Here is a 22192-nt window from a genome sequence, read left to right on the forward strand (position 1 = left end):
CAGGCAATTTTTCTAGGAACTATTGCGACCGGACAGGCGCTTTCTCCATGGTGCCTATTTCGTCATTTTTCCGCTTTTTTCGCAAAGCGCAATTGATATACCAACGCGCCAAGGCTATTTCAGCTCTACCACGGTTACACCGTCTTCGCCCTCGCCATACATGCCGGAGCGGAAGCTTTTTACCGACTTATGGCGTTTGAGGTGGTCGCGAATCGCCTTGCGTAAAATGCCAGCGCCGCGGCCATGAATTAAATAGATAGGCGAAATACCGCTCATCATAGCACCGTCAATAAAGCGGTCTGCTTCCATCACGGCCTCTTCCGAGGTCATACCGATTAGATTGATTTCCATTGCCGCACTGCGGGTAGGCCGCCCACTACTGCTGCCACTGCTGCGCGGCACAATGGTCTGTTTTTTCTTTTTGGGGGCTTGTTGCTGCACTGCCTCATAAAGACCAGAAAGCGGCACGCGGGTTTTAATTGCACCGCACAGCACCTCAACCATACCATTTTTATCGGGTGCGGATTTCACCGTGCCGTTACAGCCCATTTCTGCCACCACAACAATCTGGCCGGGTTTGGCCGAGGTAAGCGGCACATAGCTTTGCTTTTCTTCACCGCTTCCGCCAATGCCTTCTGTAATGCCCATCGCCTCTTTACGGGCAATGGCACGCGCACGCTGCGCTTTTTGAGATGCAGAAAGATTCTCCTGTTTTTGCAGCTCTTTCATCTCATCCAACAGCGCATATGCCGCATCCTGCACGTTCTGTTCCATTTGTTTTGCCTTACGGCGCATCGCATCGAGTTCGTTTTGGCCTTGCTGAATCAGTTTGTCTCGTTCTGCTTTTGCAGAATCCAGCTGGTTTTCAGCAACGTATTTCAGTCGTTCGATTTCTTCTTTGTCTTCACGAATTTCAGCTTTCAAATCCTCCAGCTGGCCCAGTACGGTTTCAAAGCGCTTGTCGCCGGCAGAAAGATGCCCGCTCGCCTTTTGAATCACTTTGGCAGGCAGCCCCAGCTTTTCGCCGATTAAGAACGCATTGGAACGGCCAGGCACACCCACCAGCAGCCGATAGGTCGGACGCAGCGACTCAACATCAAATTCGCAGGAGGCATTTTGAACGCGCGGTGTTTCCAGCGCAAAAACTTTCAGCTCACCGTAATGGGTGGTCGCCATAATTTTCGCACCGGTTTCGCGAATGGTTTCGATGATAGAAACTGCCAAGGACGCGCCCTCGGCCGGGTCTGTACCTGCACCAAGCTCGTCAAGTAGCACCAATGTATCAGGGGCAGCCTGCGCAAGAATGCCAACGATATTTTTGATGTGCCCGGAAAAAGTGGAAAGGCTCTGTTCAATGCTCTGTTCGTCGCCAATGTCCACCAAAATATCCCGAAACAGACAAACTTCGCTGCCTTCAGAGGCTGGAATCAAGAATCCGCAGGCTGCCATGGCAAGCAGCAAACCGGCAGTCTTCAGGCTTACTGTTTTACCGCCGGTGTTGGGGCCGGTAATAATCAGCGCATCGTAGTCCTTGCCGATGCTGATATCCACCGGCACAACTTTCTTTTTATCAATCAGCGGGTGCCGTGCTTTTTTAAGCGAAAACCGCATTTCGTCCGAAACCTGTGGCATAGCGGCATTCTGGCTAACGGCAAGGCGCCCTTTGGCAATTAGGGCGTCCAGCTCCAGCATGGCGGCATAGCTGTAGCCAAACTGAGGCTGCAGCGCTGCAACTGCGTTCGAAAATTTCGAGAGAATTGCTTCAATTTCCTCTTTTTCCTGGCTGCGCAGCTGCATGATTTTGGCGTTGGTCTCCACCACCGCCGAAGGTTCCACAAAAAGTGTTGCGCCAGAGGACGAAACGTCGTGAATGACACCGCTGATTTCACTGCGGAATTCTGCCTTAACCGGCACAACAAAGCGGCCGCTGCGCTGGCTGACAATGGCATCCTGCAAGTACTTTTGCGTGCTCGGCGACCGGATAATAGAATCCAGTTTATCACGGATAGCGCTTTCTGCCGCACGGATTTTACGACGAAGGTCATAAAGCGTATCACTAGCGGTGTCTGCCATTTCATTTTCGGAAAGGATACACTCGAAAATAGTTTTAGAAAGCTGGTTGTTTTCGGTTATACCATAGAAAACGCGATCCAGCGCTTCCGCGTTGGGGATCTCGGTCTCCTGGCCTTCGCCATACCAGTCGTTCAAGTGCTTAAAATTGCGCAGGGTGGCAGCAACAATAAGCAGCTCGCTCATCGAAAGCATACCGCCTTTTTCGGCGCGGCGAATGATATTCATTACATCCTGCACGCCTTGAATACGCGGGTTGCCATGTTTAATAAGCAGGCTGGTCACCGCATCGGTGCGGCGCAGCGCTTCGCGCATTTCTTCTGTGGTTGTGCTGGCATTTAAATTGCGCAGCATCTCTGCTGCTTCGGGGCAAGCGCAGTTCTCTGCCGCCATCGCAATTATTTTGTCAAATTCCAGCAAATGCAGATATTTTGTTGTCATAGAAGCTCCTTCCATAAAAGCCGCCCCGCATAATTTTAGGCACGGCCGAAAAGGTTAGGGATTGCATCGGCACAAAAACACTTTTTCTGTACCTTGCTTTTTTGTATTTCATATGCAAAAACAGTGCCACATTATATCGTCATGTAAGTCCCTTAATCAAGCACTGTTTCCAAAAAATCCAGAGTTTTAAAACGATGATCGAGCTGGCTGCACACATAGTGGGTGGCCAGGCGCGAAAGCCCCGCCATTGCTTCTGGCAAAAGCGTAAAGCTGTATGCTTTTTCAGGTTCGCTGTAAAGCATATGCTGCATTGCCGCAAGCTGGCTGCGAGAAATGTTCGGCGCTGCACCTATTTTTTCGGCACAGTTTTGGCAAAAAAGTGCACCTTCCGAAAGGTCAAACCGAAACGTTTCGGTTTCTGCACTGCCGCACTCACAGCAGCCCACAATATCTGGCATGAAACCTGCATCAAAAAGTGTGCGAAGCTCAAATACCGCTTTAATCTGATGCAATGGCTTTTTTTGCGTGCCAATCAGAAAAAAACTGTTAAGCAGCAACCGTAAAAGCGACTCTGCTTCTTCGCCTTCTTGGGCAACGGTAGCCGCAAGCTCTGCAAAATACATGGCGAGCGCCATGCCCTCTACACTTTGCCGAAGCTCAAAGAAAACTTCTATTGGTGTTGCTTCGTCTACAATATACATGTTTTTGCCGGGGAACAGTACAAACTCTGAATAGCAAAAAAGCCCTGTTGCGGCAAACAGTTTGTTTTTGAGCCGCAAAGAGCTTTTGGCAGAGGCCGAGAGGATACCATGTTCCGGAGTGAGAATCGTTAAGATGCGGTCCGCCTCTCCGGTTTTGACCTCGCGCAGCACAAGCCCTTTGGTTTTGAGCTGCATTCATCACGCCTCCCTATTTACCAAATCCAAAATTGTTCAGATAAAAATCGTTGTCGCGCCAATCGTCTTTGACTTTAACCCAGCATTGCAGATTAACCCGTGCGCCGAGAAAATCTTCACAGTCTTGTCGAGCGGCAGTAGCAATTTTCTTCAGCATCGCACCGCCTTTGCCGATGACCATACCTTTGTGACTTTTCTTTTCGCAGAAAATGGTCACATCAATGTCAATCAAATCCTTGTCTTCGCGCTCTTTAAACCGTTCTACCAGTACAGCAGTGCCGTGGGGTAGCTCGTCCCGCAGGTTCAGCAGCAGCTTTTCACGCACCAACTCGGCAACAATTGCTTTTTCAGGTAGGTCGGTATAAGCGTCTTCGGGGAAAAAGTGGGGCCCTGGTGCCGCGCATTGCTCCAGAAGGGCAAGCAAGTCTTCTACGCCCTCTTTTTTGGCGGCACAAATGCCGACCACCTTATCAAAAACGCCTAAAGATTCAATCATCGCTTTGCGCTCTTCAAAGTCTTCCGGCTTTTTCAGACAATCCAGCTTGTTCACAGCTGCAAACACCGGCATTTTGCTGGCGCGCAGCTCACCAATTAAAGTTTGCTCCGCCTCATTCAGCTCGCCGTAAGGCTCAAACAGCATCAAGGTAGCGTCGCCATCCCCCACTGTTTCGCTTACCGTTTTTACCATACGCTGCCCCAATTTGGTTTTGGGCGCATGAATGCCCGGCGTATCCAAAAACACATACTGGCAGGTACCTTCGGTTAAAATGCCAGTAACGCGGGTACGTGTTGTCTGCGGCTTGGATGTTACGATAGCCAGCTTTTCGCCAATTAAGGCATTCAGCAGGCTCGATTTACCCACATTGGGCCGTCCGACAATGGCGGCGAATACAGATTTGGTTTCAGCGGTCTTCAAAAGGCGGTTCCTCTTTTCTAAAAATAAAGCTGCACCCTGCAATTACCAGTGTGAAAAGCAGCACAATGCGCAGCGGAGATGAAATGTAGTAATTTAAAATCGTGTACAAAACGTCTGGCTGCCAAAACAGAATGATTCCGGCAACTGCGGCGCCAATGCTGTAAAGCAATACTGCGGCCGCTGCCATATCTTTAACAACACCGGTGATGAAAAAACGTTCTGGCCCAGGGCGTGCCACCGCGCGCTCGATGGAAGAATTGACCAGTTCAAGTGCAATCACCCCACCAATGGCAAGGGCGAGGATCGCATAAATCCCGCGGGAAAAGTGATAGAAGCGGGAAAACCATAGCACAAAAAAGCCTGCCACCAAGTGAAAGCGCAGGTTGCGTTCTTCTTTGACCGCAACGGTAAAGCCATTCCACGCATACTGAAAGCTTTTCAAAAAACTGTGCGGATACATGACTTCCTCCTCAAAGTTTTTTCGCCGTTATCAAGGCTATGCCAGCGCGGGCGGGCAATTAGATCTCTGCATCAGGTGTATATGCGATGGTGCGGGTCAGACCCAGTTTGGTCAAAACCTGCTCTTCTTTCTCTCGCATATGTACCTCTTCCAGTCCTCCATTTACATGGTCGTAGCCGAGCAGGTGCAACATGGAGTGAACGGTAAGGAAAGCAACCTCGCGCTGAAGCGTATGCCCATAGATATTCGCCTGCTCCTGTGCTTTTTCCATCGAAATCACAATGTCGCCCAGCATTTTTGCGCCGGTCTCATTGTTGGTGTCATACTCGCCGTCAGAACCCAACGGGAAGCTGAGTACGTCAGTTTCTACCGGCTTGTCCCGATATTGGCCATTCAACTCGGCAATTTCTTTGTTATCTACAAAGGTCACGCTGATTTCAGCAGGATCGTGGAATCCCTCCTGCTCGAGCACTGCGTTGCAGCTACGGCGAATCAAAATACGGATTCCGGTGGGGATCTTGACGGTATTTTGCTTGTTGGTGATATAAACTTTATTGTACATAGTAGTTCCCCCTGTGTAATTTTTATTTTACGGCTAAAAAGCCTGCGTTTTACTTCTTTGCGGCAGGTTTTGTACGGTTGTCCTGCGCTTTTTCATAAGCGCGCACAATTTCCTGCACTAGGCGATGACGCACAACGTCCTTGTCTGAAAAGCGCACCATTGCAATGCCTTCGATATCCTGCAAAATGCGGGTTGCATCCAGCAAACCGCTGCGGGTTTTATCGGGCAGGTCAATTTGGGTCACATCGCCGGTAACCACCACTTTGCTGCCCATACCCATACGGGTCAAAAACATCTTCATTTGCTCCGGCGTGGTGTTTTGCGCTTCGTCCAAAATAATAAAGGAATCATCTAGGGTGCGCCCCCGCATATAAGCAAGTGGCGCCACTTCAATAATGCCCTTTTCCATCAGCTTTTGAAACGTTTCGGCCCCGAGCAGCTCAAAAAGCCCGTCATACAGCGGGCGTAGATATGGATCTACTTTGTTTTGCAAATCGCCCGGCAAAAAGCCCAGCTTCTCCCCCGCCTCGACGGCAGGTCTTGTTAAAATAATGCGCGACACTTCATGCGCCTTAAAGCTGCGCACAGCCATTGCCACGGCAAGATAGGTTTTGCCGGTACCGGCAGGGCCAATGCCGAAGGTGATGCTGTTTTTTCGGATAGCATCAATATACGCTTTTTGCCCCAGTGTTTTCGGGCGCACCGGACGGCCCTTCGTTGTCAGCGCGATAAAATCGCCGGTGAGCTCTTCCACCCGGGTTTCATCCCCGGAAGAAGCCAGCGAAATGCAATAGCGCAAGGTCTGCTCCTCAATCGGTGTCCCATTGCGAATCAAACGAAGCATCGCCTCTACTGCACGTGCAGCCTGGTCCACCCGCTGCGGTGTACCGGAAAGTTTCAGCTCGGTACCACGGCTGACAGCCGCAATCTCGAACTCCTTTTCCAATATCCTTACATTTTCATCAAAGGTGCCAAACAGCGCCAGTGCTGCATCGATGGATTCCAATTCGATCAGCTTTTCAGCCATAAACAGTGACCATTCCTTTCGAGGATTGCAATTTATCTGCCGGCAGCAATACCGACTTTAGGTTGCGCAGCGCGAAGTTTTCGCAAAATCTGCGCAACCTTTTATTATTCTTGCCGTTTCTGTTGCAGCTAACCCCAAATATGAAAGAATGCCTGTATTAAAACGGCCGCTTGGGTCATTTTTGTGGTTCTTTCATTTTTCGTTAGAATTCGAAGGGTGTCGTTAATTATATCACATACTTTTGGAATCTGCACCCCTGTTTCGAAAATCTAAACAAAAATAGGGTAATTTTTACACGTTTTACAGTTTGGCAAGTATAGTATAGCACATTTTGGAAATCTAGCCTATGGAATTTCTCGCAATTTCATCAAATCAATACATCTTTACCAGGTTTCTGGCGTAGGTGTCGGAGTCGGCACCGATACGCTTGGGTCTGGCACCACAGTTTTACCAATTTCCTCCCGTGCTTCCACCGTAATGGAATAAACGACGCCTGTATCAGAGTGCTCCACTTTCTCATCTGCTTTAATAATATCGCCGTTTGCGAGAGTCGCAGCTATTTGGGCTTGGCAGAGATATTTTGCTCTTGCCTCTGCTTGCTCTGGGGTGAGCTGAATTTGTTTGGTGGTCACCCCTGTCACATCCTGCCACTCGAGTGCAGCAGGAAAAGACCAGCCCATAGGTGCAGCAGCCGCAACACGGCGACTGGTTTGGTAGTTGGCTGGAAGTTCTTGCTCACGATAAAGTGGCACAGTTTTTTCTCCCATGTGTAAAGTTAAATAACTTTCCTCTTCTCCTGTGGGATACTTTGCTTCAAAAATGTAGGGTTGCTCGCAGCGGTAGGTGGTTAATGTGCGGGCAACAATGCGTGCACGCGCATACCCGGTAACCGTGGCACCGCTAAGCTGATCTGTGTAAGTGTGCGAAACAATCACATCGCCCGGCATGACAGACTGCCCTACCGAACGCACCGCATAACCGCTGTAGACTTCCACTACCTCCAGCACACCTTCGCGAGAGGCAACGATATCCATAGGAGTGTGGTTGTCAACAATATCGGGTTTCGCGTCCCGCATAATCGCTTCCACCATCAGCCTTCCTTTAATAAAGTGAAACGACAGGCTCGAAAATTCTGGATTTTCAAGCAAAAGTTTCTGGCGTATTAAATTTAGAGAATCACTATCTGGACGCACACCAGGCGCAATGCCGACATCAAATAATTTCTCCTCCAGTCGCGCAGCAGTTTGGGCCGGAAGATTGTAATAGTTCACGGTCCAGATATATCCCTGCATCCACCAGCATATCAACATAAAAAAGATAAGGCCACAGGCAATACCCAACCTGTTACGGTACCGGTGAAAGCGAAAACGCAGCCCTATTTTGCGATCCACATGTACACGACAGCGGCATTTGTAGGCAAACTTATGGACGCAGTGATATTGCCTCGCGGGTATCCATGCCGTGAAGCCCAGCGTATTTGCTTTGATGCGGCTGACCGAAAGCCCCGCCGCCATACATTCATTTAAAAAACGTTCGGTTGCCCCGCCTTCTACGGAAAAGCGTACTACCCCGAGCAACCAGCTCCACACCGACGTCTTAGCCAAAAAAGCTCCTCCTGTTATGCAAAATCTTCGACCCTTGCTTTTTAATAGGAAAACTCGATCGAAAACAATCTTCCCTCCACCGAGATGGTGTGTTTACTTAAGGTAACCAGCACAAGCCCATCACCGGAAATACGCGCATGGCAGCTGCCAAGGTCCAGCTCTACAAAGTTTTCGTTGTAAAGCGAAACACCCTTGCAGCCTTCCACCTGCACGGCCCCCATACTGCTGATGTGTAATGAGGCTCCCATATATAGCTCCGGCGGCGGCAGCTTCATTCCGCTTGTAATCGCCTTGATTAAACTCTCTTTTGGTTTTTTTCTTTTTTCCACTAGATAAGCCTCCCCCTACTCTTTGTGGCAATGCCCTTGAGGGGGCATCGGACAGCATGCCATCACCTCTTTGCCAGCCCCTCACAAGACTTCGCTGGCGGCAGGTTCGATTTTCGCTCTCCAGCACATATATATCACTTTGTGGTGATTCTTATGATATGTAAAAATTCAGTTGGTCGGCTTTGGTCCATTGGTATAGCGGCGCTCTGCTGTGCACTTTTTTTAATGCGTCCCGGCAGTGCCGCAGCCGGAATAGCCGCTGGGCTTGAGCGCTGCGCGAAAAGCATGATTCCTGCGCTTTTTCCGTTTTTGGTAATTTCAGAGTTCATTTGCCAAACCGGGTGTGCACCGCTGGCCGCGCTTCCTTTTCGTCCGCTATGTCGATTGTTGCGGGTTTCTCCCGCCGGAGGCAGCGCTATTTCCATGGGAATGCTGGGGGGCTTTGCTTCCGGCTGCAGCAGCATTTCTTCCCTTGTGAAAACCAACGCAATTACGCCGGACGAAGCTCGGCGTCTGCTTTGCTGCTGTGCAGGTATCAGCCCCGCCTTCGCTATTTCTGCGGTCGGTTACGGTATGCTAGGGAACAGTTTTGTTGGCTGGGCACTTTTTCTGGGCAACTGGGCCGCTTGTTTTTTCTGCGGCTGGCTGGTGTCTTTTCGTAGCGACTCTCCTAAACTGCGAGATACCAACACGCAAACTGCTTTGCATACCTCTATTGGAAATGCGTTTGTCGCATCGGTCAATGGCGCCGTCGCCAAAATGCTCACGATTTGCGGTTTCGTTGTGATTTTTGCACTTTTTGCTGCTGTACTTGCACCTGAAAATGCGCCTTATAAGGCAGCGTTATTGCTCGATCTGTTGCTAGAGATTTCTGCCGGTTGCCGCAGTGCCGCTGCCGAGCCAGCAGGGCAGCTTTTCTTTTGCACTATTTCGATGAGTCTTCTTGGGCTTTGCGGTTGGGCACAGATGCGCGCGATATTGCCGGATAGTGTTTCTCTACGCACCTTTTTATTCACCCGCCCCCTGCACATCGCGCTGGCGTATGGGGTTGCACGGCTTCTGCTAAAGCTTCTTCCCGGGGATGCCGTGGCACTCACAGGTCTTGCTGCAGGCGAGCGACTTGTTTTGGCCAGCAGCCTGCCGTGGGAGTCCGCGCTTTGCCTCTTCGCCTTCCTGGCCGTCACCTGCCAGGCAATCACCTCTTTACGCCGCAATGCAAATCCCTTATAATAAGGAAGGACTTTAGCGAAAAGAGGAATTTGAATGCGAAACCGATTGTTCAGCAATGATATACCGCCAGCATGCGAATACTGCGAGCATGGTCGCCGTGCCGCGGATCATATTATGATTCTTTGTAAAAAGCGCGGACCTGTTTCGCCGCATTACTCTTGTCGACGTTTTTTGTATTCACCTTTGCGTCGGGTGCCAAAACGCCGCCCTAAGCTGCCTACTTTCAGCGCAGAAGATTTTGAGCTTTAATTTTTTGTATAAAAAATGCGAGGTGCCAGAATAGGCCCTCGCATTTTATTTTGATTTAGTTTGCCACAGCCGGAAGCAAATTGTAGACATAAACACAAGTAAGTGCCATGCAGTAAAGGCTGCAAAGTGAAATATACACTTTTTTATTTTTTGCGCTCTTGATTTTCACCGAGAAAATCACAATCAGCAAACAGGCAATTGCTAGTCCGATAATGTCGATAAAACAGCGTGCCACATAAAGCTGAGAAACCAAAACTGTCTTTTGTAGTAATTGCGCCAGCGGCAGCCCCGCAATATGTGTTGCGGGCACTATGAGGATTGGGATAATGCTAATCGCATAATCCGCATGACCGCTGCGCACAAAAACCACAATAATGCAAAGCAAAATGGCAATAATCGCTACGCTTTCTCCCATCATGTTTTTCATCCTCCATCTAATTTTTCCTTTATCATACACTAAAACAATTTGAACGTAAAGCGTTTTTTGTAAGATAACCCTTGACTTAAGCGATATTTTAGATATAATAATAAATGCACTATGCAAACCGACCAATGCTACTGTGGCTCAGCTGGTAGAGCAGCTCACTCGTAATGAGCAGGTCGCCTGTTCGAATCAGGTCAGTAGCTCCAAGAAAAGCCCTTATATTTCGCTTATTTAAGCCAAATATAAGGGCTTTTCTGTTGTTTATATTTCGGGCTTAAAATTGCCAAAATGGTGCAAAATGGCGGCATATCCTTACTGAAAGTGGCACAATAATGGCACAAAAAATTAGATTTTTCCAAGCTCTCCAACCAGGTATTTTGTATTCTCAACTTCATCGTATTTGTCGATGGTAGTTGAGATTTTTGTATGCCCCATAATCTTCTTTAACGCATCCGGTTTCACGCCGTTTTCGACTGATAATTGGGTAAATGTATGCCTGGTTCGATGCGGAGTTAGCGTCCTATTCCCTGCCTCGTCCAAATAGTTAATGCCAAGCTTATCCAGTGCCGGGTAAAACAGCACGTCCACAAAGTGGTCATAAGTGATTGTTCGGTTATCCTCCAAGACCAGCAGCGTCTGCTTTGTTTTCTGTCGCATCATTTCTTCTATAAAAGGATAGATTCGTTCATGGATTGGTATCGGGCGATTTTTGCCGGCCTTAGTTTTGCTACCGCCGCGCATCAGATGGTTTTCGAGATCTACGTTAGCTCTCGGCAGCCTGAGCAGCTCATTTGCACGGAAGCCCGTATATACATAAATTAAGATAAGCCGAGCACCTAGCCGCAGCTTTGGATCTTCGTCCTGGTGCGCTGCGACAAATAGCTTTTCTATTTCTTCTTCAGTAAAGTTGCGGCGCTGCACCTTCTCTTCGTCCGTTTTGAGACTCAGCAGCTCACCATAGTTGGTGTCAATAATATCATCGCCCATGGCCTCTTGGCAAAGTATGCTGATAAGAATTTGTATTTTATGCTTACCGGCATAACCCAAAGGCTCCGGCGGTTGCGAAATTAGCTTTTTATATCGCTCAACATCTGCCGGTTGCATCTTGGCCAGTTGTTCTTTGGTGCGTATAACATAGCGAGGCTTTTTCATCGCTGTATCGATGATTTTCTGATAGTCACTCCGCTTCAAATCCCGCATCTTGCACGAGGATAGCACCTGTAATCGGCTCCATGCGGTGTCCATACCCTCCTGCCCTTTGTCGGTTAGTTTTCGGTAAGCCGAGCTTTCGGTGTACGAGCGCCAGATGTCACCCAAGGTCGCATTAAACCGCTCAGACACCATAGCCGGGTCAAACCGGTTTAGAATAGCCTGGGCTGCTGACAGCGTTTCAAAAGTACCAAGGGACATCGACACGCCGTTTTTTACAATGCGCGCTTGATAAGGCCGTGACCGATTATCTCCAAGATATCGAATCGAGCCTGTCCCCTTTGTTCGGCGTGGCAGCGGGTAATCTCTGCCCGGTATCAATACCGTCTGATGCGTTTGCTTTTTACCACAGAATGGGCAGTAAAGAAACTTGTCGTTGATGAAATTGTCGCATTTAATACAGCGCAAAATAAAACACCTCCAAGGTATGACTTGCTAAGCCTACCCCAAAGGTGATACAATACAGTTGCGAGACTGCGTATCTTTCGAGGTAAGCTGTTCTTTCATCCTCTTGCCGGTTGCCGCCGGCAGGGGGATTTTTTTATTATTTTTTAAGCATCTACAGAAGGCGCTGTATTTGCCACACTTGATGCGGCGCTGTTGTCCGCAATGATATTTTTAAGTTTTGCGAAACCAATGAAGGAAAGGATCATTTGCACCAAAACAAACATTGCATAAATAGGAAACAAAACTGCAGCCACTGCATATAAAATGCCCCCTGTTAAGGCAAATCCGCGTTTGTTCATTGCCCAACCTAGTACATTAAAAATTGCTGCAAGAACCGCCACAATCATGTGAGGCATTACTAGCATCGTTGCAATGCCAGCACCCACCGCTGCCGCCGCGTCTGTTTGAGAGCTTGCAGCCCCTGCAAAATACGTTACAAGGTAAAGTGCATACAGTACGCCTAAAATCCAAGAGACCAATAGACACTTGCTTTTCTTTTGCTTAACTTTCATGATAATACCTCCAATATTTTAACTACCGACCTGGCAGCCATTACAAATTGAATTTTATTCTCACGTGGGTTTTGCTTAGCATGGAATTTTGCTTGTAGCCATTGCATTTAATCTCCGGTGATCGTCAATGGAAACAACTGCTTGTGATACTAAAATTGGATTCCTATAGGCGCAGTATCAAAAACCGTATTCCAAGTATCAGTATTAAAGACGTGGAAACTCAACTCCACATTTTCCAATTCCGTTATTTTATTTTCCTGAAGTTTGGTCTCCATTATTGTAATGCCCGTCATAGCCTTTGTACCCGCAACTACTTCGGCCGACATAATTCCATCAACCATAAAACCGTTGACAGACATATTGGCTTGCTGAACGGTAATGGATTGTTCGGAATTGTTTTCGATATACAAAAGGATTTCGGGGCCCATAAAAGAGTCTTTAGAAAGTCCTTTGTATACTATTTTAACTCCATTCTCTTCATAGAGGAGTTGTCCTTCATCGTTGTACGTCTGAGTATATTCTCCATAGGATGACGTTTCAAGTGTCACACGTTCAGAATCTGCAATTGTGTCCCATGTATCTGTATTAAAAACATGAAATTTAAAGGAGACATCTGTTATAGTTTCGATGTCACAAACGTCCAGCATAGAATTCATAATTTTAATACTATCTCTCGTTTTTTTCCCAGCTGCCACATCGGAAGAAAACACGGTTTCGCTACTGCCCGCAGTATAGCCGTTAACCACTACTGCTGCGGCTTGAACAGTCACATTGACATCACTGGTGTTTTCAATCAGCAATGTGACTTCCGGTCCCATCATCCCGCCAAATTCCAAACCTTCTGCTGTTACTTTCAGACCATTTTCTTCGTAAAGAAGCTGTTCTGTAATTGTTTCTTTTTGGCTTCCTTGTCCCGTAGATGAAATATTACTTGTTGCGGACGATTGAGTCGTAGAAGGTTGAGCTGCTGAAGATACCGCCGATCCCCCACATCCCACCAATGTTGCGGCCATGAATGTCGCCAGAATTGCTGCACCGAATCTTTTCATAAACATCCTCCTAAAAATTATCCGCCAAAGCGGAATGATTAAGATCCAATGCCCTGCATTCTCCCCAGCAATGCAGGGCTTTTTTCTAATTCTTTCCTAAGCAACGACAACCATTTTGTTGATTTTTAGAGTACACACAAGAGCCAACGTTTTTATTTTAAGATAAATCCACTGATAACGCGGCAGAGCGCCGGCACATCAGCACGAGAAACGAACTCAAACTTAACTTTACCTAAACCGCTAAACCACAGTTCCAGCTCGCTATCCAGGTCAAGCATGCCGGCAGTTTCTACGGAAAAAGCCTGAATCTTACTGTAAGGCAGCGAGGTGAAATCTTTCTTTTTTCCTGTGATGCCTTGAACATTGATTGCGAAAATACGCTTGTTTGTAAACACTACACCGTCGCGCATGCCTTGGAACGACCCAACAATTTGCTCGTCTTCAATAAACATCGGTTGGATCATGCCTGCAAAAGAGTCATTACCTACCGGTCTTAGCTTTAAAAAATCTGCATTTTGAAAATCAATCATTTGCGCTAAACCTCCTAATATTTCTCCAGCGTTAGCTGGTTGTTGCATATCAAATTAGCACTAAAATCGCTTTTATTAAATTGTATAGAGAAAAAGCAACTGTAATAGCTAAAAACCATCTTACTGACTTCAATGCAAAAAATTCTTTGTATAGCTCTTTGTTGCACTTAATAGAAGCAATCACATTTCGGGGATTACAATCGTTCAATAGCTTCACAAAAAATGGCCTTTTCCATAAAATTATAAGTGCCAGTGCAATTAACACTACATTTATAGCTAGCGTAACAGGAAGATTACTCCATGGAGTAATTGGTGATTCCTTGGAAAGCAGTTGAACAAGAATATTAGAACTCGACCACTCAAGAACCCATCCATTCACCATAATATGAAGTAAAATAGGAAAGAAGATATTCTTTGTTAGCACCATAAGAATGCCTAGCATCAAGCCTGATGGTAGCACTATCACTACCCTGACACCTACGTGCATGAGGATGAAAAGCAACCATGTTGTAAGGATCGAAAATCCATTACCGTATTTTCTTAAAACACCGATGCCTACTCCTCGAAATAGCAACTCTTCCATGATGGGAGCCGAAATTACGGCTGCAAACACACTAACGTTTGTCCATGCTTCAGCGCCATAATATAATTTCATGATTCCCGCGCTGGCGAGCAGCTCGGCATAAATGATATAAGTTGACGCAAAAAGGATAACTAAAGTTAAACTTTCAAACCAACAAATCTGCTTTTCTTCATCATAAAAAAAGCATTTTAGCGAAACTTGTAAAGGCTTGCTTATCCACCATAGCAAAGCTGGCAACAAAATCAAGAAAGCAAATTCTGGAGCAAAAAAAGTATATGCTAGGATAAAAGCAACCCCATATCCAATAAACCTATTTACTGTTTGTTGAAAGCTCATCTCCTGCTTTTGCAAAGAATCATTCATTTCCTGGCTCCTTCCCTGGCTGTGGCTAAGGCGGATACACAATTGCTTTTTTAGATATTCAGATGCATTCCTTTGCACACTGTCCAATAGTGGTATGCTCTCAAAATATCTTCCTGCGGTAAATCAAACCACTCTTCCAGCTCCCACAATTCGGTATAGCCAGCATCAAAAGCCTTTTGAAAGTCCGCAGGCGTAAGATAACGTTCAATCACAGCGCGGTGCGCTCTATGCTCCATTCGTTCGACCAGCTCAAACGGACTGTCTACTTTGTGAAGTGCGCCGGTCATGCAATGTCCTTGCTCATGCATGCACATAGATCGCAGCTGTCTTGTAGTGTCAATTTTAGAAAAATCGATTGCAACCGCATAATGGTCTCCGGCTCTAAGTGTGGCAGCGGGATGCGGCATACCTATATACGGAATTACGTCTACATCGTTTTCTTCAGCATAATCGTAAAAATCAGCAAGCTGAAACAACTTTATCTCCCCTGTTTCTTTGCGCGGCGCTCACGCATCACGCGGACCATATCCCGCACAACGTCTTTTTCATCATCGTTTAATTCTTTGTACTCGCCATAAAAAGCGATGTCTACTTCATCTAAAATATCTGGCTCGCCGCTTTTTGCGGCGGGCTTTTCTTTTTGTTCACCCGTAAGCAAATAGTCAACCGTGACACCAAAGTAATCGGCTACTTTTTGCAACTGAGCCGCTTGTGGTGTAGTGCCTTTATTTTTCCAGGTGGTGGGTGTAGCCTTGCTCATTCCCATCTCTAACGCTGCCCGTGTTGGTGCAATTCCTTTTTTCTTGCAGAGACTGCAAAAAAGCTCATAAAACACAATAAAGCCCTCCAGACTTTGTGCAACATGGAGAAGCTAAAAAAGTTCAACTTTTCCTATTGCAAGGTTTAACAAAATAAGCTATACTGTGTTCACAGGAGTTGAACAAGTTAAGCTTTCGTTGATTTTATTTGACTCCAATAAAATAATATCACGTATGTTTAACAAATTCAACATCATAAGCAAAGGAGGTTTATTTTTGTATGCCTGCACAATGGACTGGTGATATTTTCGGCAAATTAAAAGCAAACCGTATTACTCAAATTGAATTTGCCGGAAAACTTGGCTACACGCCGCAATATGTCTGCTCTGTATTAAACGGAAAGCGTCAGCCGAAAAATGCAGAGCGTCTTTTCAAAACGGTCTTGGAAGAGCTAATCGCAGAAAAGAACATGTAGAAAGGAGAACTTATGAAACTCACAGTAAATAAACATGGAGTTTTTTTAGACGATCTAAAAATCCCTCTTTGCTTTGCAATAGAAATCAAAAATATTTGTTCTTTGGAATTGTCTGAGGTTGTTCTTCACTTGCAAGTCAGCGAAGTAGCTGTCGAGCACGTCGCGCATCTATCTTAAGAATAATCTCCATTTTTCCATCTCCTTTGGCCATATTTTATCATTCTCAAAAAAGAGATACAAACAGAAAGGATAGCTATGAACGAACTTATCAAAATCAACTACGATTCTGAACAGCCTACCGTTAGCGGCAGAGAACTGCACCAGTTTTTGCAGGTTGGTACCGAATACAAAAAGTGGTTTGAGAGAATGAGCGAATACGGCTTCGCCGAAAACACCGATTTTGTAAAGGTGACCCAAAAATGTCTTACCTCTGCAACTGGTCAAAACATGACCGACCACCAACTCACTGTCCCGATGGCAAAAGAAATCTGCATGTTGCAGCGCAACGAAAAAGGTAAGCAAGCGCGGCAATATTTCATCCAATTAGAGAATGCCTGGAACACGCCGGAGCAGGTTATGGCACGAGCGCTTAAACTGGCGGACAAGCAAATTCTTTCCCTGCGCACAGAAAACAGCCGTCTTGCAGTGCAAGCACAAATCATGCAACCGAAAGCAGATTATTTTGACGAGCTGGTCGACCGCAATCTTTTGACAAATTTCAGGGAAACCGCAAAGCAACTCGGTATTAAAGAAAAATCTTTTATCTGTTTTCTTTTGGAGAAAAAGTACATTTACCGCGATAAGCGCGGAAAGCTGATGCCGTATGCGCAGTACGTGGAAAGCGGTTTGTTCGAAATAAAGGAACAAATCAACGAAAAAACACAGTGGGCTGGCACGCAGACACTAATCACTCCCAAAGGGCGCGAAACGTTCCGATTGCTTTGCTTGAAAACGGCTTAATCTTTAGCCTACGTCCGGATTTTACCACAGCAATTGTCCAATAAAACGGATTTTAGAAAGGAGTTATACATGTCTTTCGCAGAAATTGAACGCAGCACAAAGATTTACCTTATCCCTGATGAGATTGCTGATGTGCTGGAATCCGATCCGCAAACTATCCGAAACCAAGCCAAAGAAGACCCTTCTAAACTAGGCTTTCCGGTCATCGTCTGTGGTCGGTATGTCAAAATCCCCCGCGCGGGCTTTGTCTACTTCTTCAAATATGGCCGCCCGGCACCTTAACCTCACAGAAAGCGAGCCTTTACGATGAAACGAAACCATTTGTCCCTCACGGCTGCTGTGGCGCTGCTCGCCTTAGGCTTTGCGCTAATCGCCGGAGATTATGAACACGATGCTATTGCCGCTCAAACCGAAGTCCGCAGGCTGGAAAATGAAAACGCTGTGCTTGCATTAAAGGTGGACAAGCTAGAGCATCTTGACCTATTGCCCGAAGGAATGAGAGCAACCTATGCTGGCGAATTTACCGTCACCAGTTATTGTGGCGAACGATATCCTCATATTTGCGGCACCGGGGACGGTATTACCGCAAGCGGCGCGCCTTTTACCCCCGGCTTAACCGTAGCAGCAGATCTGTCTGTCTTCCCCCTTGGCACCGTTCTTTATATTCAAAATATCGGCGTGCGAGTCGTGCAAGATACTGGCAGCGGACTGCAAGGGCAGCACCTTGACATTGCCGTGCCGGGCACACACGAGGAAGCGCTGCGTTGGCCACTTGGAATGACCATGCAAAAAGTATGGATCTTGAAAGGAGCTGACACTAATTGAAAAGTATTTGGCCTCTTGCCTTGCTCGTTTTAATGGCAATACAACCTACTAACCATGTGCTTTGGATGCTTCTGCTATTTGCCTCAGGAATTTGTACATACGTTTTTTGGATTTCAGAACCCACTACAAAAAAGAAAGCGCCTGCCCGGGCTGGAACCCCGAACAAGCGCAATGGTAAGACTCGCCGTCTTGCCTCAATTATAACGAATTGGAGGTAAATGTCAAATGTCATATTATGCACAACCCTATGACCCCACGCAGCTTGAGCCTCAAGAAGAGTCTGTTACATACCCTGTTTGCCCTTTGTGCTGGGCTGTACTGGACAGCGATGAAGATGAAATTTACACAGATAGTGACGATCCCTCTGTCGTCACCGGCTGCTCGCATTGCATGAAAACCTACGATGCACAGAAATGGTGGGAGCAATATCATGAGGCGGCCGGCTTATGACACAGCGCCTTAAATTCTACGACGAGGGCCATATCTACGAATACCGAAATCAGGTTATCCCCAGCGTGTCAGAAATATTGCGATTTATGAGTCGAGAAGTGTATGGCGAAATCGACAAATATATTCTCGACCATGCCGCAGAGCGTGGCACAGCGGTTCATAAAGCAGCTGTGGAATTGGATCTGCATGGAACGGTGGAATGCGACGAAGAAATTTTCGGATATCTTGAAGCCTATGCTAAATTTTTGCGCGAGCACGAGGTTCACTGGGACATTATTGAGCGCGCTTTCGCACATCCGAAACTGCTGTATGCCGGCACAATTGACCGCGCGGGCTTGGTAGATGGGTTCTACACTATTGTAGACATTAAAACCAACTGCGCAATTAAAAAGCCTTTGGTAAAGGCGCAATTAAACGGCTATCGAAAGCTGTTGCAGGCGCGCCGCAAGCGAGTTGAACGGCTTGTCTGTCTACAACTGCGGCCCGATGGAAAATATCGCTTTTACCCCACTGCAATTGACGATACAGAATTTATGGCGTGCTACAAAATCCACGCCGCAATGTCGAAACGACAGAAACGAGGAAAAATAGAATGAACGATAAAATGATGGAGCCTTTAGAGCAGGGTTTACAAGATCCGGCAGCAGCCGCTCTTACCATGCAGGACACGCTTGCACAGGCCAAAAGCCTCGCTGAAAATATTACCCTGCTCAATACAATTTCCAAGCTAGCTAATAAATACGCCAACAGCACCATGATTCCGCGAGACTACCAACGCAACCCGGACAACTGCTTTGTTGCCATTGAGCTTGCTGGGCGCATGGGCGTATCGCCTACCCTAGTCATGCAAAACCTTGTGGTAGTGCAAGGGCGGCCGGCATGGAGCGGGCAAAGCTGTATTGCGCTGGTTAATGGCTGCGGTAAGTTTACCCACGATTTAGATTTTGTGTTTGAAGGCACACCCGGCAACGACGATTGGAGCTGCCATTGCGAAACAATTCGCAAATCTGATGGCAAGCACTTAATTGGCACTTCAATTTCAATTCAGCTGGCTAAGACCGAGGGCTGGTTTGGGAAATCCGGCAGCAAGTGGCAAACTATTCCGCAGCAAATGCTGATGTACCGTGCGGCGAGCTGGTTTGCTCGTACTTATTGCCCCGAGGTACTTATGGGCTTCTCTACCGCTGATGAAGCCGAAGACATAGCTTCAGCTCCTGATGCTGCACCTAAGAAAAGGATTGTGGTGTAATTGCGACCTCTTCCTTGCGAAATTATAAAGTGCCAGGACGGCGTGGGCTTTTGGACGTTCACGCCGTTCAAGCATACCTATTTGCTGAACAAACAACAAATGCACTGCGAAACAAGGCTTATCGACGGCCGGCAAATCAGCCCACAACAGCGAAGATACATTTACGCTACGTTACGTGATATTGGCTTATTTACTGGTTTTGTGGGCGAAGAAATAAAAGCCGTAATGAAATACGAATTTATTGCACGCACCGGCGCTGAGTATTTCAGCTTAGCTGATTGCACTATGAGCCAAGCCAGAGAGTTCTTGACATTCTTAATTGAGTTTTGCATCGAGAATGACATTGGAACTTCTGAATCACTTTTGATGCGCAGCCCGGATATCAGTCAGTATATCTACGCATGCATTGCAAACCGAAAATGCTGTCTTTCCGGTAAGCCGGCAGAAATTCATCATGTGGATGCGATAGGCGCAGGGCGCGATAGAAATGAGATAGTTCATCTAGGCATGCGAGTGCTGCCGCTCGCCCGAGAATACCATACCGAAGCCCATACAATCGGCCGAGACAGCTTTTGCAAGAAATATCATGTTTTTGGCATCGCCTTAGATGAATACCTTTGCGAAAAGCTGGGACTGAAAGCCAAATGAAAGGATGTATCGTTTTGAGTTTGAATACTGTTGTGCTTATGGGCCGCCTTACAGCGGACCCAGAGCTTCGGCGCACCCCTAACGGTGTGTCGGTAACCACATTTACCATCGCGGTAGAACGTACTTATACCCCACATGGTCAGGAAAGGCAAACTGACTTCATTGAAATTGTGGCATGGAGAAATACTGCGGAATTTGTTTGCAAACATTTCAGCAAGGGCAAGATGATCGCTTTGTCCGGTAGCATCCAGACTAGGCCCTATGAGGACAAAGAAGGCCGTAAACGCAAGGCTTTTGAGATCTTGGCAGATAACGTGTCCTTTTGCGGCGACAGGGCATCTGCGCCCGCTCAGCCTTCCCCTACGGTGTTATATGAACCCCCAGTTAGTTTTTCACAGGGGGCCAGTGATGATTTCAGAGTGGTAGACGACAACGAAGATTTACCCTTTTAAGGTGGTGATTTTATGGCTGATGTGAAATGGATAAAAATTGTCACAGATATTTTTGACGATGAAAAGATGCTTCTTATTGAGTCGCTTCCGGATGCCGACGGTATTATCGTCGTTTGGTTTAAACTACTTTGCTTAGCAGGCAAACAGAACAACAGCGGGGTGTTTGTTCTCAATGATAAAATCCCTTACACAGACAAAATGCTTGCTACTATATTCCGCAAAAAAGAATCTACCGTCCGTATGGCCTTAGAAACGTTCGAGCGATTCGGCATGGTCGAAATAGTTGATGGAGTTATTACCATCCCAAACTGGGAAAAACACCAAAGTTTGGATCGCCTGGACAAAATCCGAGAGCAAACTCGAGCCCGAGTAGCTAATCACCGTGAAAAACAAAAGCTTCTCGCAGACTGTAACGTTACATGTAACGCTGATGTAACGGAGTGTAACGCAACAGATAAGATAAGAGAAGATAAGAATAGATTAGATAATAATATAGAGGGTAAACGCAAGCGTTTTACCCCTCCCACTGTTTCTGATGTACGAGCTTATTGTGCTGAAAGAGGAAATAATGTGGACGCGCAACGCTTTGTTGACTTCTACACCTCAAATGGATGGCTTGTTGGCAAAAACCATATGAAAGATTGGAAAGCTGCTGTAAGAACATGGGAGCAAAGGAACGGCAAAAAAGATGATGAAAAACCAAGAAGTACATATCAATGCCCTACTCGACTATGAACGTCGCCGCGTAGAGCGCGAAAATCAGAAGCCGGGGCACCTTACTGGAATCGACTGCCCCATTTGCCGAAATCGCGGCATCGTATGGGTGCTAGATGAAAAGCATATCACACCGGTTATGAAGCGTTGCGAATGCATGGACCGACGCGCTGCAGCGTCCCGCATAAAAAAGAGTGGCCTTACAGACGCTCTGCAAGGCCTTACATTTCAAACTTATACCGCATGCGAAAAATGGCAGCTGGACATCAAGAAAGCCGCTATTGAGTACACCAGAGCGCCGGAGGGATGGTTTTTTATCGGCGGTCAGGTTGGCTGCGGAAAAACACATATCTGCACCGCCATCCTTAACGAGCTGCTGAAAAATAAAGCCTGTGTTTACATGAAATGGCGCGACGATGTACGAGATATCAAAGCCAAAGCAAACGACGAGGCTGGTAGCCGGCTGTTGGAACGATTCAAAACCGCGTCTGTTTTATACATAGACGACCTGTTCAAAGGCGGCATCACCGAGGCTGATCTCAATATCGCCTTTGAAATTATCAATGCGCGGTATAACAGCCGCAGCTTACTGACGATTATCTCGACCGAAAAATACATCAATGAGCTAATTGACCTAGATGAAGGCATTGGCTCACGCATAGCGCAAAGATCCCATGGCCACCAACTAGAAATTGGCCGCGATGATCGAAAGAATGTGAGGCTGCGGATCTAAGCATCATTAGTTCTCAAGCTTATATTG

29 protein-coding genes and 1 tRNA gene are annotated in these 22192 nt (G+C 46.9%); 14 read left to right on the forward strand and 16 right to left on the reverse strand.

Annotated elements, in window-relative coordinates; all coding sequences use genetic code 11:
- Window positions 1-114: 114 nt before the first annotated feature.
- The 8 genes from C1A11_RS01175 to C1A11_RS01210 all read right to left on the reverse strand — a co-directional run bounded on the left by C1A11_RS01175 (window position 115) and on the right by C1A11_RS01210 (window position 8305).
- Window positions 115-2511 (reverse strand): endonuclease MutS2, encoded by a 2397-nt coding sequence (locus tag C1A11_RS01175; protein ID WP_102048603.1) that lies wholly within the window; start codon window positions 2509-2511, stop codon window positions 115-117.
- 152 nt (window positions 2512-2663) lie between these two features.
- Window positions 2664-3407, reverse strand: coding sequence for a DNA repair protein RecO (recO, locus tag C1A11_RS01180; RefSeq protein WP_102048604.1), 744 nt, complete (start codon window positions 3405-3407; stop codon window positions 2664-2666).
- A gap of 13 nt (window positions 3408-3420) precedes the next feature.
- The gene (gene era / locus C1A11_RS01185) at window positions 3421-4323 is read right to left on the reverse strand and encodes a GTPase Era (protein ID WP_102048605.1); all 903 of its coding nucleotides are present in this window, start codon (window positions 4321-4323) and stop codon (window positions 3421-3423) included.
- Window positions 4310-4783, reverse strand: coding sequence for a diacylglycerol kinase family protein (locus C1A11_RS01190; protein ID WP_102048606.1), 474 nt, complete (start codon window positions 4781-4783; stop codon window positions 4310-4312). Before C1A11_RS01190 ends, era begins: the two co-directional genes overlap by 14 nt.
- Window positions 4784-4841: 58 nt before the next feature.
- A complete protein-coding gene (ybeY, locus tag C1A11_RS01195; RefSeq protein ID WP_102048607.1) occupies window positions 4842-5345 on the reverse strand; it encodes an rRNA maturation RNase YbeY in 504 nt (167 codons plus the stop codon).
- 49 nt (window positions 5346-5394) lie between these two features.
- Window positions 5395-6372, reverse strand: coding sequence for a PhoH family protein (locus C1A11_RS01200; RefSeq protein ID WP_102048608.1), 978 nt, complete (start codon window positions 6370-6372; stop codon window positions 5395-5397).
- 383 nt (window positions 6373-6755) lie between these two features.
- Window positions 6756-7976 (reverse strand): sporulation protein YqfD, encoded by a 1221-nt coding sequence (locus C1A11_RS01205; protein WP_180950200.1) that lies wholly within the window; start codon window positions 7974-7976, stop codon window positions 6756-6758.
- A 41-nt stretch (window positions 7977-8017) separates the two neighbouring features.
- Window positions 8018-8305: a YabP/YqfC family sporulation protein gene (locus C1A11_RS01210; RefSeq protein WP_102048610.1), complete on the reverse strand. Its 288-nt coding sequence runs from the start codon at window positions 8303-8305 to the stop codon at window positions 8018-8020.
- Window positions 8306-8458: 153 nt separating this feature from the next.
- On the opposite strand from C1A11_RS01210, the gene C1A11_RS01220 reads away from it, so the two are divergent.
- Window positions 8459-9535: a hypothetical protein gene (locus tag C1A11_RS01220; protein WP_145995693.1), complete on the forward strand. Its 1077-nt coding sequence runs from the start codon at window positions 8459-8461 to the stop codon at window positions 9533-9535.
- Between the two features lie 304 nt (window positions 9536-9839).
- On the opposite strand, the gene C1A11_RS01230 is transcribed toward C1A11_RS01220, so the two are convergent.
- Window positions 9840-10202 carry a hypothetical protein gene (locus C1A11_RS01230; RefSeq protein WP_145995694.1) on the reverse strand — a complete coding sequence of 121 codons (363 nt, stop codon included), beginning with the start codon at window positions 10200-10202 and terminating at the stop codon, window positions 9840-9842.
- A 136-nt stretch (window positions 10203-10338) separates the two neighbouring features.
- Here C1A11_RS01230 and C1A11_RS01235 point away from each other — a divergent pair.
- Window positions 10339-10414, forward strand: a tRNA-Thr gene (locus C1A11_RS01235).
- A 139-nt stretch (window positions 10415-10553) separates the two neighbouring features.
- On the opposite strand, the gene C1A11_RS01240 is transcribed toward C1A11_RS01235, so the two are convergent.
- The 7 genes from C1A11_RS01240 to C1A11_RS01270 all read right to left on the reverse strand — a co-directional run bounded on the left by C1A11_RS01240 (window position 10554) and on the right by C1A11_RS01270 (window position 15661).
- A complete protein-coding gene (locus tag C1A11_RS01240) occupies window positions 10554-11825 on the reverse strand; it encodes a tyrosine-type recombinase/integrase (RefSeq protein WP_145995695.1) in 1272 nt (423 codons plus the stop codon).
- A 143-nt stretch (window positions 11826-11968) separates the two neighbouring features.
- Window positions 11969-12376: a hypothetical protein gene (locus C1A11_RS01245; protein ID WP_102048616.1), complete on the reverse strand. Its 408-nt coding sequence runs from the start codon at window positions 12374-12376 to the stop codon at window positions 11969-11971.
- Window positions 12377-12525: 149 nt separating this feature from the next.
- On the reverse strand, window positions 12526-13425 hold the full coding sequence (locus C1A11_RS01250) for a hypothetical protein (RefSeq protein WP_102048617.1): 900 nt from the start codon (window positions 13423-13425) through the stop codon (window positions 12526-12528).
- Between the two features lie 152 nt (window positions 13426-13577).
- The gene (locus tag C1A11_RS01255; RefSeq protein WP_102048618.1) at window positions 13578-13955 is read right to left on the reverse strand and encodes a PH domain-containing protein; all 378 of its coding nucleotides are present in this window, start codon (window positions 13953-13955) and stop codon (window positions 13578-13580) included.
- A gap of 49 nt (window positions 13956-14004) precedes the next feature.
- A complete protein-coding gene (locus C1A11_RS01260; RefSeq protein WP_102048619.1) occupies window positions 14005-14901 on the reverse strand; it encodes a CPBP family intramembrane glutamic endopeptidase in 897 nt (298 codons plus the stop codon).
- A gap of 50 nt (window positions 14902-14951) precedes the next feature.
- Complete coding sequence (locus tag C1A11_RS01265; RefSeq protein WP_102048620.1) at window positions 14952-15377, reverse strand: hypothetical protein; 426 nt, start codon at window positions 15375-15377, stop codon at window positions 14952-14954.
- 2 nt (window positions 15378-15379) lie between these two features.
- Window positions 15380-15661 (reverse strand): helix-turn-helix domain-containing protein, encoded by a 282-nt coding sequence (locus C1A11_RS01270; protein ID WP_145995696.1) that lies wholly within the window; start codon window positions 15659-15661, stop codon window positions 15380-15382.
- A gap of 278 nt (window positions 15662-15939) precedes the next feature.
- On the opposite strand from C1A11_RS01270, the gene C1A11_RS01275 reads away from it, so the two are divergent.
- From C1A11_RS01275 to C1A11_RS01330, 12 genes are all read left to right on the forward strand, one after another.
- On the forward strand, window positions 15940-16134 hold the full coding sequence (locus C1A11_RS01275) for a helix-turn-helix domain-containing protein (protein ID WP_102048622.1): 195 nt from the start codon (window positions 15940-15942) through the stop codon (window positions 16132-16134).
- Between the two features lie 12 nt (window positions 16135-16146).
- Window positions 16147-16311, forward strand: coding sequence for a hypothetical protein (locus C1A11_RS13730; RefSeq protein WP_180950201.1), 165 nt, complete (start codon window positions 16147-16149; stop codon window positions 16309-16311).
- 78 nt (window positions 16312-16389) lie between these two features.
- Window positions 16390-17094, forward strand: coding sequence for a phage antirepressor KilAC domain-containing protein (locus C1A11_RS01280; protein ID WP_102048623.1), 705 nt, complete (start codon window positions 16390-16392; stop codon window positions 17092-17094).
- Between the two features lie 69 nt (window positions 17095-17163).
- Window positions 17164-17376 (forward strand): hypothetical protein, encoded by a 213-nt coding sequence (locus tag C1A11_RS01285; protein WP_102048624.1) that lies wholly within the window; start codon window positions 17164-17166, stop codon window positions 17374-17376.
- Window positions 17377-17400: 24 nt separating this feature from the next.
- A complete protein-coding gene (locus tag C1A11_RS01290) occupies window positions 17401-17919 on the forward strand; it encodes a 3D domain-containing protein (RefSeq protein WP_102048625.1) in 519 nt (172 codons plus the stop codon).
- A gap of 225 nt (window positions 17920-18144) precedes the next feature.
- Complete coding sequence (locus C1A11_RS01300) at window positions 18145-18369, forward strand: hypothetical protein (RefSeq protein ID WP_102048627.1); 225 nt, start codon at window positions 18145-18147, stop codon at window positions 18367-18369.
- The gene (locus tag C1A11_RS01305) at window positions 18366-18965 is read left to right on the forward strand and encodes a hypothetical protein (protein ID WP_102048628.1); all 600 of its coding nucleotides are present in this window, start codon (window positions 18366-18368) and stop codon (window positions 18963-18965) included. The genes C1A11_RS01300 and C1A11_RS01305 overlap by 4 nt, the downstream gene beginning before the upstream one ends.
- The gene (locus tag C1A11_RS01310; RefSeq protein ID WP_102048629.1) at window positions 18962-19618 is read left to right on the forward strand and encodes a recombinase family protein; all 657 of its coding nucleotides are present in this window, start codon (window positions 18962-18964) and stop codon (window positions 19616-19618) included. Before C1A11_RS01305 ends, C1A11_RS01310 begins: the two co-directional genes overlap by 4 nt.
- A 42-nt stretch (window positions 19619-19660) precedes the next feature.
- Complete coding sequence (locus C1A11_RS01315; protein ID WP_278335970.1) at window positions 19661-20266, forward strand: putative HNHc nuclease; 606 nt, start codon at window positions 19661-19663, stop codon at window positions 20264-20266.
- A 14-nt stretch (window positions 20267-20280) separates the two neighbouring features.
- Window positions 20281-20718 carry a single-stranded DNA-binding protein gene (locus C1A11_RS01320; protein ID WP_278335958.1) on the forward strand — a complete coding sequence of 146 codons (438 nt, stop codon included), beginning with the start codon at window positions 20281-20283 and terminating at the stop codon, window positions 20716-20718.
- A 12-nt stretch (window positions 20719-20730) separates the two neighbouring features.
- Window positions 20731-21453, forward strand: coding sequence for a phage replisome organizer N-terminal domain-containing protein (locus C1A11_RS01325; RefSeq protein WP_102048632.1), 723 nt, complete (start codon window positions 20731-20733; stop codon window positions 21451-21453).
- The gene (locus C1A11_RS01330; RefSeq protein ID WP_102048633.1) at window positions 21407-22165 is read left to right on the forward strand and encodes an ATP-binding protein; all 759 of its coding nucleotides are present in this window, start codon (window positions 21407-21409) and stop codon (window positions 22163-22165) included. Before C1A11_RS01325 ends, C1A11_RS01330 begins: the two co-directional genes overlap by 47 nt.
- Window positions 22166-22192 lie beyond the last annotated feature (27 nt).

Source organism: Pygmaiobacter massiliensis (assembly GCF_900199435.1).
Lineage (GTDB): Bacteria > Bacillota > Clostridia > Oscillospirales > Ruminococcaceae > Pygmaiobacter > Pygmaiobacter massiliensis.